The following is a 16,588-nucleotide window of genomic DNA, read 5'->3' as shown; positions in this document are numbered from 1 at the left end:
TCCTACTCCTGGTGCTTGGTGTCGAGCCAGGAGCGGATGGCCCAGCCGGCCTTCTGGCCCAGGATCGGTCCCATGGGCGGCATGTACACCTTGCCGTCCCGCACCGCCCCCTTGTGGTACCGCTCCATGTACCACTCGTCGCCCGCCTCGCCCTTGTCCATGTAACGTAGGTCGGGCGCGATGCCGCCGGAGACGGCGTCGAGGCCGTGGCAGCGCGCGCAGTTCTGGCCGTATGCCGACTCGCCGATCTTGATGGCGACCGGATTGCCGCGATACGGGTTCTTTGTCAGGATCGCCTCGCCGATGTCGGGCAGCTTGCTCGTGTCCACGGCTTGCGGCGTCACCGGACCATGGGCGGGAAGCCTGCTCGCCACGGCTCCGACGAAGAGCATCGTCGATAACGCGAGCATCAATCGGGATCCGGTAATCGCCATGCTACTCCCTCCAACCGGCCGCCGACAATCGTCCACAGGCGGCGCAGGGATGGTAGGCGGCGGGTGAGGAGGGCCTATTGCACTTTGGTACGACGTGCCTCGCGCGCGTGCGCGGCTAATCTCCCCGCCCATGTACAAGCTGCTCCCGCCACTTCTTCTGCTCACCGCGCCGGCCGCCGGACAGACGATCTACGTCACCAACGAGCGTGGTTCGTCCGTCACCGTGATCGACGCGAAGACTCTCCGTCCCACCGCTACCTGGACCGTCGGCAAACGCCCGCGCGGCGTGGTGCTGTCGCGGGACGGCAGACACCTCTACATCTGCGCGTCCGACGACAATTCGGTGCAGGTCGTCGACCGCGCCACGGGCGAAGTGCTCCACGATCTGCCCTCGGGCGAGAACCCGGAAACCTTCGCGTTGTCGCCCGATGGGCGGCTGCTTTTCGCGTCGAACGAGCGGGACTCGACGGTGACGGCGATCGACGTTTTGAAGCGCGCGGTCGCGTTTCAGGTCGTGGTGGGCGTGGAGCCCGAAGGCATGGCGGTGAGCCCGGACGGCCGCTTTGCGGTGTCCACGTCCGAGACGGACCACGCGCTGCACTGGATCGACATTGGAACGCGGGCGCTGGCCGGCACCACCGCCGTTGATGAGCGTCCTCGCCACGCCGAGTTCACCGCCGACGGTCGCGAGCTCTGGGTGTCGGCGGAAATCGGCGGCACGGTCCAGGTGGTCGACCCGGCGACCCGCAAGGTCACGGACACGATCCGTTTCGAGGTGCCCGGCGTCGCGCCGGAGAAGGTGCTGCCCGTCGGTGTGCGCTTCACCCCCGATCAGCGCCAAGTGCTCGTCGCGCTGGGCCGCGCGGACCACGTGGCGATCATCGACCGGGCGAGCCGCAAGGTCACCGCGTTGGTGCCGGTAGGCCGGCGCGTATGGCACCTTGCGGTGACGCCGGACGGCAAGCGCGCATTCGCGGCCAATGGCTTGAGCGACAGCGTATCGGTGATCGACATCGTCAATGCGAAAGTGGTCGCGACGATACCTGCCGGACGCGCCCCATGGGGCGTCGCCATTGCACCTTAGTCTTCCTTCCAACGTCTAATTTCGTACCCGTTCCGACTCCCCCAGCCTGAGGCAACAAGGCGCGGTCACGACCGCCGCAATAGGGGAGGATCGGATGACTCGTAGGGGCAAGCTTCTGGGCGCCGCCGCAGCCGCGGCGCTTTTGTGGGTGGGGGCCACGCCCGCGCATGCGCAGGACGCGACCGACGAGCTGCTGCTGCGGTTGAAGGAGAAAGGCATCCTGACCGACGACGAGTACAACGCGCTCGTCGCGCGGAAGCAGTCGCAGCCCGTTCAGGCCGCACCCGTCGCGGAGGGGCAACCCACGGTGCCGCCGCAGGTCGCCTCGTCCGAATCGGCGCAGCAGGCCGCGGCCGAACGGCTGGACGACAAGAAGCTGGTGCGGATGATGGACTCCGGCGTCGGCCTGCAAATCGGCGAGGTCGCGGTTAAGCTGTCCGGCTCGATCAACGGCTTCTACGTCCATGACAACGGCGACGATGCGGTGCCGGGCAACCTGGTTGCCGGCGGCGTCGCCACGGTGGGCGACAGCTCGTCGGCGATCCGCAACGGCCTGCTTCCGGGCTTCCTCAAGGTGGACGTTACGACCAACCAGGCGGATTTCGACGTGGGCGCGCATTTCGGCATTTATCCCGGGATCAACAGTGTGAACCCGGTCGTGTTCAACGCCAATTCACCCGGCCAGCCTACCGCGCTCACCACGTCGGGCATCGACTTCCGCCAGACCTACATCACGGTCGGTCGGCCCGATCTCGGTGAATTCAAGATCGGCCGCGACATCGGGCTGTTCGCCTCCGAAGCGATCCTGAACGATATCACCCTGCTCGCCGTCGGCACCGCGGCGGGCAATGCGGCGCCGTCCAACACGTCGCTCGGCCGGATCGGCACCGGCTACATCTACACCGATTTCCAGCCGCAGATCAGCTATGCCAGCCCGAAGTTCGGCGGCTTCCAGGTCGCGGTCGGCGTATTCCAGCCCCTGACCACGATCGGCGACGACGAGGTGAACGGCACGCCCGGCTTTCAGGCGAAACTCACCTATGATTTGGTGCCGACGGATGGCGGGCTCGGCGCGCACGCCTGGGTCAGCGGCATCGTCCAGCGGCACGACAGCATCAACGGCTTGCCGGAGTACACAGGCAAGGGCATCGATTTCGGCGCCAAGCTCTCCTACGCCAATTTCGGCCTGCTCGGCTATTACTACGCTGGCACCGGGCTCGGCACGACCGGTCTGTTCCTGCTCTCTACGGACGCGCTTGGCCGCAGGCGCGACAGCGACGGCTTCTATGTCCAGGGCACGGCGGGCTTCGGCAAGTTCACGCTGGCCGGCAGCTACGGCGAGAGCAACCTCGAACTCGCCGACGGCGAAGCGGTCTCGACGCTTGTGCGGTCCAATTCCAGCTATGTGGGACAGGTGCGTTACGGCCTCACCGGATGGGTCACCTTGATAGGTGAGTACACCCGGACGCGTTCGGAGGCGCACAACGGCAACGACGCGAAGTCGGACGCGCTGGCCGCCGGCGCCATCCTGTTCTTCTGACGCGCGGCCCCGGAGGACAGGTGACGGGCAAGCTCTATCCCGTGGGCGATGCGGCGAGCGACGCGCGGATCACGCGCGCCGACTATCTGCGGCGCTATGCAGAGGCCGCGACCGATCCCGAAGCGTATTGGATGCGCGAGGGGCTCTGCGTGGATTGGATCCGCCCCTACACCCGCGCGAAGGACGTCTCGTTCCACGAAGTCGATTTCCGCATCCGCTGGTTTCCAGACGGCGAGCTCAACCTGTCGGCCAATTGCCTGGACCGCCACCTGGCCGAACGCGGCGATCAGGTGGCGATCATCTGGGAAGGCGACGAGCAGGGTGACGAGCGGCGCATATCCTATCGCGAACTGCACGCGGAGGTCTGCCGCTTCGCGAACGTCCTGAAAGCGCAGGGCGTCCGCCGCAGCGACCGGGTGACCATCTACCTGCCCATGATCATCGAGGCGGCGGTCGCCATGCTTGCCTGCGCGCGGGTGGGCGCAATCCACTCGGTCGTGTTCGGCGGCTTCTCGCCCGATGCGCTGGCGGGGCGCATCCAGGGCTGTGGCTCAAAGGTCGTCGTGACCGCCGACCAGGGCTGCCGCGGAGGAAAGCGAATACCGCTGAAGGCCAATGTCGACGAGGCGCTCGCACGCTGCCCGGAGGTCGAGCGCGTGGTGGTCGTGCGCCGGACGGGCGCCGACGTGCCGATGACCCCCGGCCGCGACCTCTGGTACGATCGGCTCGTCGCCGACGCGTCGCCGGAATGCCCAAGCGAGCCGATGGGGGCTGAGGATCCCCTCTTCATCCTGTATACGTCCGGTTCCACGGGGAAGCCGAAAGGCGTCCTACACACGACGGGCGGTTACGCGGTGTGGACGACCAGCACGTTCCGTGACGTGTTCGACTATCGCGACGGTGAGCTATTCTGGTGCACGGCCGACGTGGGCTGGGTGACCGGACACAGCTATGTCGTCTACGGCCCGCTCGCGAACGGCGCCACTACCGTCATGTTCGACGGAGTTCCCAGCTACCCCGATCATGGTCGCTTATGGGAGACGGTGGACCGGCTGGGCGTGAACACGCTTTATACCGCGCCCACAGCGATCCGGGCTCTGATGCGCGAGGGCGACGAATGGGTGACGCGTCACTCACGACGGTCGCTGCGGCTGCTGGGCAGCGTCGGCGAGCCGATCAATCCGGAGGCTTGGGACTGGTATCACCGCATCGTCGGCGACGGTCGTTGCCCGATCGTGGATACGTGGTGGCAAACGGAGACAGGAGGCATACTGATCTCGCCACTGCCGGGCGCCACCGACCTGAAGCCTGGTTCTGCTTGCCTCCCGCTACCGGGTGTCCGGCCAGTGATCGTGGACGCCGACGGCGACGAACTGGATGGTCCCGCAGAAGGCAATTTGTGTATCGCGGATAGCTGGCCGGGCCAGATGCGCAACGTGTGGGGCGACGACCAGCGCTTCTTCCAGACTTACTTCACGACCTACCCGGGCAAGTACTTCACGGGCGATGGCTGCCGCCGCGACGCGGACGGCTATTACTGGATCACGGGCCGCGTCGACGACGTCATTAACGTGTCGGGCCACCGGATGGGAACGGCGGAGGTGGAGTCGGCGCTGGTGGCGCACCGCCAGGTCTCGGAGGCCGCGGTGGTCGGCATGCCCCACGACGTGAAGGGGCAGGGCATCTACGCATTCGTGACGCTAAACGCGGGCGAGGTAGCGACCGAGCGCCTGCGCGACGAGTTGCGCCAGTGGGTGCGGCGCGAGATCGGCCCTGTTGCCACGCCCGATGCGCTCCAGTTCACGCCCGCACTGCCGAAGACGCGCTCGGGCAAGATCATGCGGCGCATCCTGCGCAAGATCGCTGAAGGCGAGACGTCGGGGCTCGGTGATACGAGCACGCTTGCCGATCCGGCCGTGGTAGCGCAGCTTGTGGCGGACAGGGGCTCAGCGTAGTGGAGAGACGGGCATGCGGATGGCGCGCGGCGACATGGCGACGGCGCGCTACGGCCGCGTCGCAATGGTGTTCCACTGGACGATCGCCGCGCTGATCGGCGTCAACTTGGCGATCGGGCTCGGCCACGATACGCTGTTCGACGGCTGGGTTTGGTTGCACAAATCTATCGGCCTTACCGTGCTCGCGCTCAGCCTCGCACGGCTCGCCTGGCGGTTGTGCCACCGCCCGCCGCCGCTGCCGTCCGAGGTGCCGGAATGGCAGAGAAGGCTGGCGCACGGCGTTCACTGGGGGCTGTACGGCCTCATGGTGGCGCTTCCGCTCACGGGCTGGGTGTTCACGTCCGCCAGCGCCACGCCGCGGCCGACGACCTTCGGCCTGTTCGCCGTGCCTCCGCTTCCCGTCGGCGCGGACGCGGCGGTCAACGCGGACGTCCGGAGCGCGCACGCCCTGCTCGCCTACTGCATGCTCGCGCTGATCGCGTTACACGTCGCGGGCGCGCTGAAGCACCAGCTGCTCGACCGCGTGTTGATCCTAGATCGGATGCTTCCGACGGTAAGAGAGGCTCGGCGATCGATCTGATGCTGTGAACGGACGTGGCGCGGCACCGGCTGAGGCCCGCGCCGCGCTGTCTGGCGATCTCGAAACGCCTATCCGAACTTCCGGCTCTTGCCCGCGAAGCACTATGAACGAACGTCCGGTTCCGGGGCGCAGCTCAGGTGCGGCGAGCGACCGGAAGTGGGTCCGGGCAGCCGCTTGCTGAGGCGGGTGGCCGGAGAACTCTCACGCTATATCGCCGGGCGGCAGAGCTGGTATAGGCACACGGACATCCGCATCGGCCCACTGCTTCCTAAGCCAGAGCTTTAATTATCGCAGGCCTGTGCCCTGGCGAGTAGGAACGATGCCTCTCGCGTATTGCGGGTCAGTCGGGCCGCGGCCTCGAAGTGCGGGCGCGCCTCCGACCGGCGACCCGCCCGAAAGAGCAGATCACCCTTCACCGCGGGCAGAGGCGGATAATTCCGAAGAAGCGCCTCTCCGGCGAGTTCCTCGACAAGCCGCAGACCTGCTTCCGGTCCAAAGGTCATCCCGTAGGCGACGGCGCGGTTGAGATCCACGATCGGCGAGGGTGCGACCTCCTTCAGTCGATCATAGAGGCTGGCGATCCGCGGCCAGTCGACATCGTCGGCCCTCACCGCCCGTGCATGGCATGCGGCGAGCGCTGCCTGCAGAGCATAGGGACCGTTGGCCCCGTCCAGCAACTCAGCCCGGGCGAGCGCCTGCAGCCCACGCCGGATCAGCAGCTGGTCCCAACGCGCGCGGTTCTGCTGGGTGATCGGCACGAAGGCGCCGTTCGACCCGGCTCGTGCGGCTAAGCGCGAGGCCTGCAGCTCCATCAGGGCAAGCAGCCCGAACACCTCGGGTTCGTCGGGCAACAGGCCGGCGAGAATGCGTCCCAGTCGCTGCGCCGCGGCGCAAAGCACCGGCCGCACCAGCGCATCGCCCGCCGTGGCCGCGTAGCCTTCGTTGAAGATGAGGTAAACGACCTCGAGTACCGAGTTCAGCCGGCGGGTCCGTTCGACGCCACGCGGCACCTCGAAGGCTAGACCCGCCTTGCCTATCGCCTTCTTGGCGCGCACGATCCGCTGCGCGACCGTCGGCTCCGACGAGAGGAACGCGCGCGCGATCTCCTGCGTCGTCAGCCCGCCCACGAGGCGCAACGTGAGCGCCACGCGCGCGTCCGACGGGATCACCGGATGGCAGGCCGTGAAGATGAGCGCGAGCAACTCGTCGCCGATCTCGTCGTCGAGCGCCGCCTCCATCCGCTCGCCGAAGCCTTCCTGCTCCTCACCGAGTTCGCGGGCCATGTCGGCATGCTTTCGTTCCAGCATCTGCTCGCGTCGCATCTTGTCGATGGCGCGGCGCTTGGCCACGGCGGTCAGCCAGGCTACGGGAGAGCGCGGAACGCCGCTCCCGGGCCATTCGGCGAGTGCTGCCAGAAGCGCCTCCTGGGCCAGATCCTCGGCCTGATCGACGTCGCGGATCATGCGGGCGAGGCTCGCGACGAGGCGGGGCCGTTCCATCCGGAACACCGTCTCGATCGCGCGCTGTATTGCATCCGCCGCCATGGGCGAAGGTTACGAGACCATGGCCGCGGCGGGCAAGCTCGTCAGCGCCTCGCCAGCGTCTCGCCCACGCCGTCGTGGATTGCGGCGGCCTCGGGCGGGATGAGATCGGCGAAGTCCTCGGCCTCGTAGAGGGGGCGGATCTCGATCTCGCTCGGCCCGAACATCGGGTTGGGACACCTCTTCACCCACTCGACCGCCTCGTCCATGTCCCTGACCTCCCAGAGCCAGTAGCCCGCCACGAGCTCGCGAGTTTCGGCGAACGGGCCGTCGATCACCGTGCGGCTCGGACCGTCGAACGCCACGCGCTTTCCGCTCGACGAGGGCCTGAGCCCATCGCCGGCAACCATGATGCCGGCAGCGACCAGCTCCTCGTTGAACCTGCCCATGTCCACGAACATCTGGCTGAGCTCGGGCGAGGGCTTCATGCCAGCCTCGCTGTCCTCGGTCGCCTTCACGAACACCATCACGCGCATCATCATTCTCCTTGCGAGGCCGCCATTGCCGTCGGGCCGCTCCTACGACGAACGAGGCCCTCAGGATTCGACAACGTCGCAGAAGAAACTTTTGCTCTGCGACCCGCGCACTCCGCTTATGACACCACCCGTCTTGCTGCTTGGCGGGTATGCGCGCGGGCCTATCGACGACCAAGAACTTACCCTGCGGAAGGCGAGCTCTGCACCGAGCCCAGCGTTGTCAAGCAGACGCTATGCCGTATGTCACGCTTGAACGGCAGATCCGGCTCGGTGGCGAGAGGCTGTTGGGCAGGGGCACTAAGATCGCCCGCATGCCAGAGCAGGCGAAATGAGTCGTTCAGGCACTCGTGTCCATTCCTTTACCGTGACGACGCTTCGGTCCTTACGCGCGGTCGGTGCGGCACTCGCTGGCATGCTCGCGAGCATGACCTCGCCCGCCTCTGCCTGTTCCTGCGTCCCGCCTGCCGATCTGGAACGAGAGGGTCGGGCGGCGCTCGCCAGGGCGGACTTGGTTGCGGAGCTGGTGATCGACCAGGCATCGTTTGCGGTCAATCGCTACTGTCACGCGGACGGACGCGCCCGCCTATGGTTCGGCCCAGGATGAGGGTCGACCGCGACTACCCGGCGCGCGTGCTCTCGGTTATAATGGGTCGTTCACACCGGTCTATCCTGCTTCGCGACAACCCGATGGAGAGCGTGAACGGCTACTGCTCCGTCCGGATGGCTAGCTGTGAGATCGGCATTCGGCCGGGGCGGACCGGCCCCGTGCTGCTCGGCCGCGTCGCGCCTAGCGTGTTCGAGCCCCTCGACGTCTGCACGCAGGCCGTGTTCGCGGACTGGATGCGCGGCGGCGGGCGGTGGTACCGAATCCGAGATGAACATCGTCAGGGTCAGCCTCAAAAGCACTGCGGTCCTCGGCGCGGCGATGCTCGGCGCCTGCTCCTCGCAGCCGGCTGCCGATCCGTCGGCGCAACTGGATCGGACGACCTACCAGTTCGACATGCCCGGCCAGCCGGGCAGGACGCGCAACGGACGCGGGATCATTTCCGGCGACCGGATCACCTTCCGCACGCCCGGGAGCGCAGGATGGTTTCAGGCGACCATCGACGCGCGGCAGGAAAACGGGACGGCGCGAACGCACCGCATCGGCGACATGGTCCTCACGATCGAGGCGGGAGATTGCTCAGGCAACGCCGCGCGGCCGGACCGGTTGACGACGAGCTACCCGCCCCACCTGTACCGCGGGTGCGGAGGGCCGCGCATCATGCCCGCCGCGATCGCCGGCACGACGTGGGCGCTTCGCGAGCTGGACCGACAGCGCGCGCCCGATGGCCCGTACCCGGCTGCCACGCTGACCTTCCGCGAGAGCGGCACGTTCGGCGGCACAAACGCCTGCAACGACGTGGGTGGCGGCAGCCGCTGGCATAGGGGCTGGTTCGAGAGGCCGGCCGACGCCTACGCCGTACCGTTGTCGACGGTGATCGGCTGTCCCGAGCCCAGCATTGGCGAGGTCGGCGCCAAGTTCTGGAGCCGCATGAGGCAGGCGCGAACTTGGGCCCGTGATGGCGGGACATTGTGGATCACCTTTGCGGACGGGTCGCGCGCCGGGTTGGAGTTGATACTCTAGGCCGGTGCCTTCGGGTGGGAGTAGGATATTGATGTGGTGTCGCGTACTGATCCTCCTCGCGACGGCTCTGGCCGCTTGCGGGTGCATGTCGGCCCGGGATGACGGACGGCGCGTGGCGTCGGAGAGGGCCGCGGCCGGGCCGGGCGGGGTCGCGGAAGCCGCCACCCCGCACGACCTCACCTTTGGTGCGGCGCACATGGCCGCAACGGTCTACCCGAAGCTCTCCGCTGCCGCCGGCTCGAACGCCAACCTGTTCGTCTCGCCCGTCAGCCTGTCACAGGGTCTCGGGCTCGCATTCATCGGCGCGCGCGGCGAGACGCGCGCCGAGATCGGCCGCGTGCTGGGCTGGAGCCCAGTGTCGAACGCCGCCGCGCTAACCAGGGCCTATAACGCCCAGCTTACCGACACCGGCGATGCCGACATAGCGCTCGGCATTGCGAACGCGCTCTGGCTGGCGAAAGGTCTGCCGGTTCGCGGCGAGTACGTCGCCGAGGCGCGCTCCGCTTTCGGATCCGTTCCCGAAACGGTCGACTACGCTCGCGATCCCGGCGGTGCCGCGGCCAGGATCAACGGCTGGGTCTCGCGCGAGACGAAGGGCCAAATCACGGAGATCGTCTCCGCCTCGGGCCTGAACGCCGACACGGCCGCGGTCCTGACCAACGCGCTTCACTTCAAGGCCAAGTGGACCACACCGTTCGAGGATACCGAGACCCGCACCGTCACGCGCGGCGACGGGTCTCGTGCGCCGATCACGATGATGAAGCGGACAGGCCGGTTTCAGTACCGCGAGACCCGCGAGGGCCAGGCAATCACCTTGCCCTACGGCCGCGACGGCCGCTTTATCATGGAGCTGTTCCTGCCCCGAGACACGGCGACGCTGCGCAGATGGGAGCGCGAGGTGAGGGGTGTCGACTTCTTCGCCGGCGAGCAGGGCGGCACGTCCAGGTTCGACCTGTCGGCCGAGCCCGAGCGCGACGTGCGCGTGATCCTGCCGCGATTCGAGGCGCGCTTCGACGAGAGCGTGAAAGCGGCGCTGATTGCAGCCGGCATGCCCTCCGCGTTGGACCGGGCGCGAGCCGACTTCTCCGGCATCGCAAGCGGCCCGCGACTGGCGATTGATGACGTGGCGCACGCGACCTTCCTGCGCGTGGACGAGGAAGGCACCGAGGCGGCGGCCGTCACGGCGGTCAAGATCGTGGTGACGGCCGCGCGGATCGAGCCCAAGGTGCCGGAGATCGTGTTCGACCGTCCGTTCCTCGCCACCTTGCGGGATCGGAAGAGCGGCGCGGTGCTGTTCTTCGGGCGCATCGCCGATCCGGAGGCCGTCCAATGAGAACCTCCGTATCGAGCAGCATCGTCCTCTTCATAGCCGCGTGCACGGACCAAGTCGTTCCTGCCACCCAGTCGATCAGCGGCGGCCGTGCAACCGACGCCGCTCCAATCGCGTCGTCCGTTCCCCGCGGCGCGACGATCGGCCCGTCCGGTTACGCCACCATCCTTTCCGCGCCGCCTACCGGGTCTTTAACAGCCCCGCCCGTAGCACCTCCGCCCCCTCCTGCCGACGGCCGTCCTACTCCTCTGCCGATGACCAAGGAGGCGATCGCCGCCCGGGAGAGCATGGCGAACCCGGACGACGCGGCGCGCGAGGCCGCGCAGGCGCTCAACCGGCGTCTCAGGACGGCCGAGCGAGGCAACTATGTCGGCATGCGCGTCGTCCGCGATCCCAAGCCCCGCTTCGCCTTCCAGTTCCGCCGCAACGCCGCGGCGACGCTCGCGCGCTACACGCGCGACCCGCGCTTCACGTCCCGCGAAGGCGGGCTCACCACGGCGGAGCTCCAGCCCATCTTCGACGAGTGGTGGAGACGGTTCGAGCCGTATCGCCTGGTCGGCGGCGGGGCAGTGTACGAGTTCGACGGCGTGGTCCGTTTCGACATGAACATAGACGAGGCGGGCTTTCGGGAGATCGCCGCGCGCGAGTGCTGGGTGCTGCCCGAGAGGCTTGAACTGAACTTCTCCCGGCCGCGCAACCCGCGGTCGATCGACCCGGCGCTGACCCGCTACGTGCGCATGTTTGCGCGACAGGATCGGCGGCCGGCGATCATCAACCAGGCGCTACTTGGCGGGCGCGTCATCCTTCGCGACGGGTGCTTTCGCCTGACCGAACACGTCGAGGGTAGCGAGCCGCTGGTGATCTTCGGCCGCGACGTGGAGCTGGGGCTGGACGCGGAAGGCTACATGGCCCTGAAGAACACCGGCTCCGGCCGCGCCATGCCGCGCATCGGCGAGCGGATGACGTGGGGCGGGCCGCAGGGCTTCTCTGAGACCGACCCGAACGTGAAGCTGCTCCGGGTGAAGTGCGGCACGGGTCCGATAGTCGCCGTGGGCGAGCCGGACGGTGCGCCGCGCATCCGGTAGTTGGTGCCTCCCACGCGAGAGGGGGAGCGGCTTAGCATCGGGCTTCGGGCATCCTCGATGATGTTATCTAAAGCGCGACCGAAACGAACCCCGCTCCTGTCTGTTGTGGGCGGCATGTCGCGCCGTCCTCTCGTCCTAAGCCCGATGCACGTCTTGATCCCTCGATCGGCCAGCACCGTCTTCCGTACCGGACGAACACGGCCTGAGCGTCGACGCGATGAAGGCGGTCGTTTCCTGGCCGGGAAAGATCCTCTGGACGCAACGCGCCTAATCCATCCTTAACCCGATAAGGTTTACATCGGCGGCTGATGATGGTGCGCCGGTGATCAAGGGCCAGTATCTCGTTCGCCGATCGCTGGCGGCGTCGGTCGTCGCCTTGGGCGCGCTCGTCATGCTGTTCTCCTACCTGGCGATCGGCGCGGTGCGGGCCTACGAAGCCCGAGGGGTGGCGGAGCGCTGGCACGACCATACACTCGAAGTGATTATCGCCGCGGGCGAGGTCGATGCGGCGCTCTACGGCGGAGGCCGTGCGGTGGCGACCCAGGAAGCGCTGGCGAAGGTCGACCGGCTACAAACCCTCACTATCGACAATGCCGCGCAGCAGCGCCGTATCGCCCGATTCCGGCGGATGCTGATCCAACAGAGCGTGAGGTCCGACCCTAGCCAGGTAGAGCAGGAGCTGGCGTCTATCGTCGCCGAGGAGCGCCGGTTGCTGGGTCAGCGGCTCGCGCGGGAGGGGGCGATGCAGGCTGCTCAAGGCCGCAACATCCGGGCGCTGCTCGCACTCGGTGCGGCGCTGCTCGTCGCCACGGGCTTCGGCCTGCTATCTGCCCTTCGCGGCTATGTCCGTGCCCAGGCCGCCGCAGCCGATATGGCCGACAGCGAGGCGCGCTACCGCCTGCTCGCGGTTCACGCGTCCGATCTGGTGATGCGCTTGGACGAGAACGAAGTCTGCGCCTACGTTTCGCCGTCCGCCTTCGAGCTGACCGGCTTTCGGCCCGAGGAGTATCTCGGTCAGCAGGTCATGGTGACGATCCATCGCGACCACCAGGCGGAAGCACGAGCCGCTCTGGCAGCGGTACGGGATGGCGTGACGGACGCCTCCCGCGTGGAGTTCCGCTCGCGGCACCGTGACGGATCATGGCTATGGTTCGAAGCGAACATGCGCCGTGTCGTCTCGCCCGATGCTGGGCGCGTCGACGTGGTATGCGCGCTCCGCGACATTCGCCGCCGCAAGGCCTTGGAGGCCGAATTGGTGCAGAGGGCGACGGTGGACGAGCTGACCGGGCTCGCCAATCGCCGCCACTTCACCGAGCGGCTGACGGCCGAGCTGGAGCGCGCATCGCGCCATGGTCGCCCGCTCACGCTCGCGCTGTTCGACATCGACCACTTCAAACGCGTCAACGACACGCGCGGGCATGCAGCCGGCGACCAGGTGCTCCGCGCCGTGGCCGCGGTCGCGAACGCCACGGTGCGGATCACCGATCTTGTAGGCCGGATCGGCGGCGAGGAGATCGCAGTGTTGATGCCCGACACCGACGAGGGTGACGCTGCCCTGGTGGCTGAGCGATTGCGCATCGCGGTCGCACGCCACCACGTTGTCGTCGGAGGCGGTGCGGTGGTCAGGGTGACGATCAGCACCGGCCTCGCCAAGGCGGTTGTCGGCGAGCCGGCGACCGAGCTGATGTCTCGCATGGACGCCGCGCTCTACGCGGCGAAGGAGAGCGGCCGGAACCGGGTCCGGCTGGCGGCGTAATTCGGCCGGCGGGGCGCTCTGGAACAGTCGGATCCCGTGGCGCTGGCGTGACGAGGTTCCGACCTCAAGGGCGCGCAACCGATCACACGTGGACTTGGTGTAAGCTCGGCGCCTTACCGCTCGGACGACATCCATCCGGCTTGGCCGTGAGCCGCTCGAGAACGCGCTTGCCTCGCGATCAGCGGCCGAGCGCTGCGCGAATACAGTAGGTAAGGTGGTCGAAGCTGTACGGCTTGCCGACGATCGGGGCGAGCTGGCGAAGCTCCCCGGGGAGCGCGTCGTCGCCGATCCGGCCGGAGGTGAGGATGACGGGCAAGCCGGGGCGGTTCTCACGCACCCAGCGCGCCAGGTCGCAGCCGTCGAGGCCGCCCGGCATCTGGATGTCGGAGAATACGAGATGCACGGGTACGGCTTCCGTTCTCAGCACCGCCAGCGCCTCGTGCGCGTCGCCGGCCTCGACCACCCGGAACCCGTCTTCCTCCAGAATCTCGGCCGCGAGAAAGCGGACCAGCGGCTCGTCGTCAACGACCAGGATCGCCGGCGCATTATCAGGGCCGCGGGCGGACATCGATCGACATTGATCCATGTTGCCGAGAATAGCCGAACTCGCCCGTCGTTCCAGAGAATTAGCACGAATCGCGCTCACGCGCGGCGACCCGTCCACCACAGGCTTTGACACCCGAGACGCGGCATCGTTAAGCGAGGCGATGCCATCGCGCTCTAGCCTCAACGTCTCCCTCACGCCCGAGCTCATCGCGTGGGTGGAGCACCAGGTCGCCTCCGGGCGCTTCCGCAGCGCCAGCGAGGTGATCCGCGCCGGGTTGCGCCAGCTTCAGGATGCGAGCGCGCCGTCTTCGGCGCTCGTCGCCGAACCGATCCCCGCCGAGCCCCTCGTCACCACCGTGCGGAACGGCTGATGCCGGTCCCGAACCCGAACCGGCTCGACCCCGAGCTCGCGCGCCATATCGTCGAGAGCGCCGTCGACTTCGCGATCATCACCACCGCCATAGACGGCCGGGTCACGAGCTGGAACGCGGGAGCCGAGAAGCTGTTCGGCTGGCAAGCGGCTGAGGCGATCGGCATGGATCTGGCCGAGATCTTCACGCCCGAGGACCGGGAGACGGGTGCGCCCGAGCACGAGATGACCCGCGCCGTGGACGAGGGGCGCGGCATCGACGAGCGCTGGCATGTGCGCCGCGACGGCTCGCGTTTTTGGGGGTCGGGCCTCGTGATGCCGCTGCACGGCGGGGGATTGCGCGGATTCGTCAAGATCATCCGCGACCGTACGGCCGAGCGCGACGCGGAGCGCCGCTACCATGCGATGACGGCGGCGCTGCCGGGTTTCGTGTTCGTGACCGACCCGGACGGCGCGAACACCGAGACCAATGAGCAGTTCCGAGCCTATGCCGGCCGCAGCGAGGCCGAGCTGAACGGCAACCGCTGGCTCGAGGTGCTGCACCCGGACGATCGGGCGCGTGCGGCCGAGATATGGGCCACCGCGGTCGAGACGGGCGCGCCTTATGAGGCGCGTTACCGCTTCCGCCGCCATGACGGCGAGTATCGCTGCTTCGCGTGCCGGGGCGTGCCCGACCGCGACGAGGCGGGGCGCATCACGCGTTGGCTCGGCACCTGCATCGACGTCGAGAACGAGGCGCGCGCGCGAGCCGCGATCGAGCGGCTGGCGGTCAGCCTGGAGCACCGCGCGACGCGGAGCGACGCCGACCTCAACACCGCGGTCGAGAACCTGGAGAACGAGATCGCGGAGCGGGCCAAGATCGAGGACGCGCTCCGGCAGGCGCAGAAGATGGAGGCGATCGGCCAGCTCACCGGCGGCGTCGCCCACGATTTTAATAACCTCCTCACCATCATCCGCTCCGGTGTCGACCTCCTTCGCCGGCGCGAGCTCCCAGCGGAGAAGCGGCGCCAGTACATCGACGCGATCTCGGATACGGTGGACCGGGCGGCGGCGCTCACGCGCCAGCTCCTCGCCTTTGCGCGCCGCCAGTTGCTCCAGCCCGAGCTGTTCGACGCCGACCAGCGTGTCCGCCAGATCGCCTCGCTGATGACGGCTACGCTCGGCTCGCGCATCCGGCTGCAGGTGGAGGTCACGTGCGCGGACTGCACGGTCAGGGCCGACCCCAACCAGTTCGACACCGCCGTCCTGAATCTAGCCGTGAACGCGCGCGACGCGATGGACGGCGAGGGCGAGTTGACGATCAGGGTCGCGTTCGCGTCCGGGTTGCCCAGCCGTAGGGGCCACGCGTTCGAGGCGAGCGACTTCATCGCCGTGTCGATGACCGACACGGGGACGGGCATCGAGCCCGATCGGATCGGCCGCATTTTCGAGCCGTTCTACACGACCAAGGATGTGGGACGCGGCACCGGGCTAGGGCTCAGCCAGGTGATCGGCTTCGCCAAGCAGTCGGGCGGCGACGTGGTCGTGGACAGCGAGGTCGGGCGCGGCACGACGTTCACCCTCTACCTGCCTCACATGCGGGCCGAGCAGGGCGCGGGCGAAGCCGCAACGCCCGCCGCTGCCGTCGAGTTCACGCCGGGCAAGGGTTGCGTGCTCGTGGTCGAGGACAACGAGGCCGTGGGCGGGTTCGCGGCCAAGCTCCTCGAGGACCTCGGCTATACGACCAGATGGGCGGAGAGCGCGCAGGCCGCGCTCGATCTTGTAGCCGAGCAACCGGACCGCTTCGACCTGGTGTTTTCCGACGTGGTGATGCCGGGCATGGGCGGCGTCGAGTTGGCGCAGCGCCTACGAGAGGAGCGGCCCGACCTGCCCGTGGTGCTCACGTCCGGCTACGCCCATGTGCTGGCCGAGGAAGGCACGCACGGGTTCCGGCTGCTCCACAAGCCCTACTCGGTCGAGGCGCTGTCGCGCGTATTGAGGCAAGTGGCCGACGGCAGCGATTGAGGAGCGGACCGCTCGTTTGAGTCGGCGAGCTCGGCTTAGTGCATGTTGAGCTCACCCATGACTGCCTCGACAAGCGAATTGGGCCGATGGTGATCCAGGGCACCGAAAACCACCTCAATCGTGCGACGGCCCTAGCATACGTCTTCGGGCCCTTGCTGATCCCTTAAGCTGGGCCGCTCTGGCATCGCGTATCGGTCGACTCGGCCCCGGCCTCCCGGCCTCAAGCGGATTACTCCCACCTTGCGTTCGATGCGAGCGCG

At 67.8% G+C, this 16,588-nt stretch carries 13 protein-coding genes and 1 pseudogene; 10 read left to right on the top strand and 4 right to left on the bottom strand.

Annotated features, from left to right (window positions below; translation table 11 throughout):
• Positions 1–2: 2 nt before the first annotated feature.
• Entirely contained in the window at positions 3–392 is a 390-nt protein-coding gene (gene pedF, locus CKY28_RS06585) for a cytochrome c-550 PedF (protein ID WP_342747145.1), read from the bottom strand.
• Positions 393–564: 172 nt separating this feature from the next.
• On the opposite strand from pedF, the gene CKY28_RS06580 reads away from it, so the two are divergent.
• The 4 genes from CKY28_RS06580 (at position 565) to CKY28_RS06565 (ending at position 5,593) form a co-directional block, all read left to right on the top strand.
• On the top strand, positions 565–1,518 hold the full coding sequence (locus tag CKY28_RS06580) for a PQQ-dependent catabolism-associated beta-propeller protein (protein ID WP_095997494.1): 954 nt from the start codon (positions 565–567) through the stop codon (positions 1,516–1,518).
• Positions 1,519–1,612: 94 nt separating this feature from the next.
• Positions 1,613–3,058: a porin family protein gene (locus CKY28_RS06575; protein WP_095997493.1), complete on the top strand. Its 1,446-nt coding sequence runs from the start codon at positions 1,613–1,615 to the stop codon at positions 3,056–3,058.
• Between the two features lie 20 nt (positions 3,059–3,078).
• Positions 3,079–5,013, top strand: coding sequence for an acetate--CoA ligase (gene acs, locus CKY28_RS06570; protein ID WP_095997492.1), 1,935 nt, complete (start codon positions 3,079–3,081; stop codon positions 5,011–5,013).
• A 13-nt stretch (positions 5,014–5,026) separates the two neighbouring features.
• Entirely contained in the window at positions 5,027–5,593 is a 567-nt protein-coding gene (locus CKY28_RS06565; protein WP_245841651.1) for a cytochrome b, read from the top strand.
• Between the two features lie 281 nt (positions 5,594–5,874).
• On the opposite strand, the gene CKY28_RS06560 is transcribed toward CKY28_RS06565, so the two are convergent.
• Both CKY28_RS06560 and CKY28_RS06555 read right to left on the bottom strand, forming a co-directional pair.
• A complete protein-coding gene (locus CKY28_RS06560) occupies positions 5,875–7,137 on the bottom strand; it encodes an RNA polymerase sigma factor (RefSeq protein ID WP_095997490.1) in 1,263 nt (420 codons plus the stop codon).
• Positions 7,138–7,259: 122 nt separating this feature from the next.
• Positions 7,260–7,610 (bottom strand): annotated as a pseudogene (locus CKY28_RS06555) (YciI family protein); the annotation flags it as partial.
• A gap of 874 nt (positions 7,611–8,484) precedes the next feature.
• On the opposite strand from CKY28_RS06555, the gene CKY28_RS06550 reads away from it, so the two are divergent.
• From CKY28_RS06550 to CKY28_RS06535, 4 genes are all read left to right on the top strand, one after another.
• Positions 8,485–9,237: an META domain-containing protein gene (locus tag CKY28_RS06550; RefSeq protein ID WP_095997489.1), complete on the top strand. Its 753-nt coding sequence runs from the start codon at positions 8,485–8,487 to the stop codon at positions 9,235–9,237.
• A gap of 112 nt (positions 9,238–9,349) precedes the next feature.
• Positions 9,350–10,570: a serpin family protein gene (locus tag CKY28_RS06545; protein WP_245841649.1), complete on the top strand. Its 1,221-nt coding sequence runs from the start codon at positions 9,350–9,352 to the stop codon at positions 10,568–10,570.
• A 251-nt stretch (positions 10,571–10,821) separates the two neighbouring features.
• On the top strand, positions 10,822–11,652 hold the full coding sequence (locus CKY28_RS06540) for a hypothetical protein (protein ID WP_095997487.1): 831 nt from the start codon (positions 10,822–10,824) through the stop codon (positions 11,650–11,652).
• A gap of 322 nt (positions 11,653–11,974) precedes the next feature.
• Positions 11,975–13,408 carry a sensor domain-containing diguanylate cyclase gene (locus CKY28_RS06535; protein ID WP_095997486.1) on the top strand — a complete coding sequence of 478 codons (1,434 nt, stop codon included), beginning with the start codon at positions 11,975–11,977 and terminating at the stop codon, positions 13,406–13,408.
• Between the two features lie 178 nt (positions 13,409–13,586).
• Here CKY28_RS06535 and CKY28_RS06530 read toward each other — a convergent pair whose 3' ends face one another.
• The gene (locus tag CKY28_RS06530; RefSeq protein WP_095997485.1) at positions 13,587–13,976 is read right to left on the bottom strand and encodes a response regulator; all 390 of its coding nucleotides are present in this window, start codon (positions 13,974–13,976) and stop codon (positions 13,587–13,589) included.
• Positions 13,977–14,115: 139 nt separating this feature from the next.
• On the opposite strand from CKY28_RS06530, the gene CKY28_RS06525 reads away from it, so the two are divergent.
• Positions 14,116–14,325 carry a type II toxin-antitoxin system ParD family antitoxin gene (locus CKY28_RS06525; RefSeq protein ID WP_095997484.1) on the top strand — a complete coding sequence of 70 codons (210 nt, stop codon included), beginning with the start codon at positions 14,116–14,118 and terminating at the stop codon, positions 14,323–14,325.
• Entirely contained in the window at positions 14,325–16,328 is a 2,004-nt protein-coding gene (locus CKY28_RS06520; protein WP_095997483.1) for a hybrid sensor histidine kinase/response regulator, read from the top strand. The genes CKY28_RS06525 and CKY28_RS06520 overlap by 1 nt, the downstream gene beginning before the upstream one ends.
• The last annotated feature ends 260 nt before the right edge of the window (positions 16,329–16,588 follow it).

The sequence above is a fragment of the Sphingomonas lenta genome (genome assembly GCF_002288825.1).
In the GTDB taxonomy this organism is placed as follows: Bacteria; Pseudomonadota; Alphaproteobacteria; order Sphingomonadales; family Sphingomonadaceae; genus Sphingomonas; species Sphingomonas lenta.
This window is presented reverse-complemented; position numbering and strand designations above follow the sequence as displayed.